Source organism: Flammeovirga sp. SJP92, assembly GCF_001583495.1.
GTDB lineage: Bacteria > Bacteroidota > Bacteroidia > Cytophagales > Flammeovirgaceae > Flammeovirga.
Map to the genome: position 1 here is coordinate 1 of NZ_LQAQ01000021.1, position 1,856 is coordinate 1,856.

Genomic DNA, 1,856 nt, shown 5'->3' on the forward strand with positions numbered 1-1,856 from the left:
AACGGCTCAATTCATGAAATTCTTAACGCTTTTCCCTTCAATGCCAGGGGGAGTACTACCAAACTATAATGGTAGAAAGCTCAATGGCGCGAATGTTAAGCGTTAGCATCTTTCGTGTCCTTCAGATCATCAGAAATCTCCTGATTTCTAAACACTGTAAATAGCGAAAACTTAGTTTACAGTGTAATTAGTGTTAGGTAATTTTGAATTTGTACTTATTCTGTTTTATGCTTAATCTATTCCTTCAATTGAAGGTTTATTTCCAACAGATTTGTCTACTAAAATGGCCACTGTTGAATCGCCTGTGACGTTGACTACTGTTCTGAACATGTCCAAAATTCTATCAGGGGCAAGGATTAATGCAATCCCTTCAGTTGGTAAACCTACTTGCTCAAGAACAATGATCAACATGATGATACCTGCTCCAGGAACAGCAGCTGAACCAATTGAGGCTAATGTAGCTGTAATTACTATCGAGATTTGATCTGCAAGCGTTAAGTCTTGGCCAAAAACCTGAGCAATAAAAACGGCTGCAACACCTTGATACAAACTTGTACCATCCATATTTACAGTAGCTCCCAAAGGAAGTACAAAACTTGTAGTTTCTTCAGAAACACCTAATTCTTCTTCTACCTGTTTCATTGTTACAGGTAAAGCGGCCGCACTACTACTTGTAGAGAAGGCCATCATCTGGGCAGGGAAAATACCTCTGATAAATCTAGAGAAATTAACCTTTGCAAATATTCTTAGTATTGAAGGGTAGACCACTGCTACCATAATGAATAAGCCCATAACAACGACTAAAGAGTAGAAGCCTAATGTCAGTAATAGTTCCGTTGCTTTTGAAGGGTCATCACCTGTAAAGTCAGTGATAAGCGAAGTGATCAATGCAAATACACCATAAGGAGCAAATTTCATGATCAAATCCACCATTTTCAAAATGATTTTATCTAAGCTTTGGAATAAGTTTTTCACGGCTTTTCCATGTTCTTCTGGAATAGCGACTAAAGAAACTCCAAACAATATGGCAAAGAAGATTACTTGAAGCATATTGCTGTTGCTGCTCATGGCATTGAAAATATTACCTGGCACCATATCCATTAGGGGTTGAAGAGGACTTCTTTGTTGTACTTCAGAGGCTTGTGCTACTCTTGAAGAAGCACTGTCTGCAAATCGTTCAATAAAACTGGCTCTCATTTCTTCTGAGAATCCTGCTCCAGGTTGGAAAACATTTACGAGAAGAAGACCAATTGTCACTGCAATAATTGTAGTTACTAAATATATACCTACTGCACGCCCACCCATTTTTGAAAGTTTAGACAGATCGGTCATAGAGGCCACACCGTTCACCAAAGAGATAAGTACCAATGGAACGGCGATTAATTTCAGCAGTCGAATGAAGATAGTACCAAAGGGTTTGATCCAATCATTAGAGAATTGAGCGTTTCCAGTGTAGCTTATCAATAATCCTAGGAGGAGTCCTAATACCATCCCAATGATTATTTTCCAATGCAATGCAAGTTTTTTCATTATTGTTGTTTCGTAAAGATAGGATCTGTGAGTATGATCATTACATACCCTGGTTAATGTTTTATGTTTATATTCCTATTCTCGCGTGCTCACTGAATAGGAGATAGTTGACCTGAATTGTCATGCTAAGTTGCTTTATACACACTTAAGGACAAAAAATCAAAAGTTACCTTTTGAGGATAAGTACTAGGACAAAAGAAAACGGACATTTTATCTTACCTTTTTTATCCTACTCTTCGTTAGATTTTTATCGCGTAACTAAGGCTATGCTCTGCAAATCTGCCTTGATTAGAATAAAAAATATTAAACTAAAATCATCCCTTTTC

The 1,856-nt window shown here is 37.4% G+C and carries 1 protein-coding gene; it reads right to left on the reverse strand.

What is annotated here, in order from left to right; genetic code table 11:
* Positions 1-231: 231 nt before the first annotated feature.
* Entirely contained in the window at positions 232-1,530 is a 1,299-nt protein-coding gene (locus AVL50_RS07175) for a dicarboxylate/amino acid:cation symporter (protein WP_062615811.1), read from the reverse strand.
* Positions 1,531-1,856 lie beyond the last annotated feature (326 nt).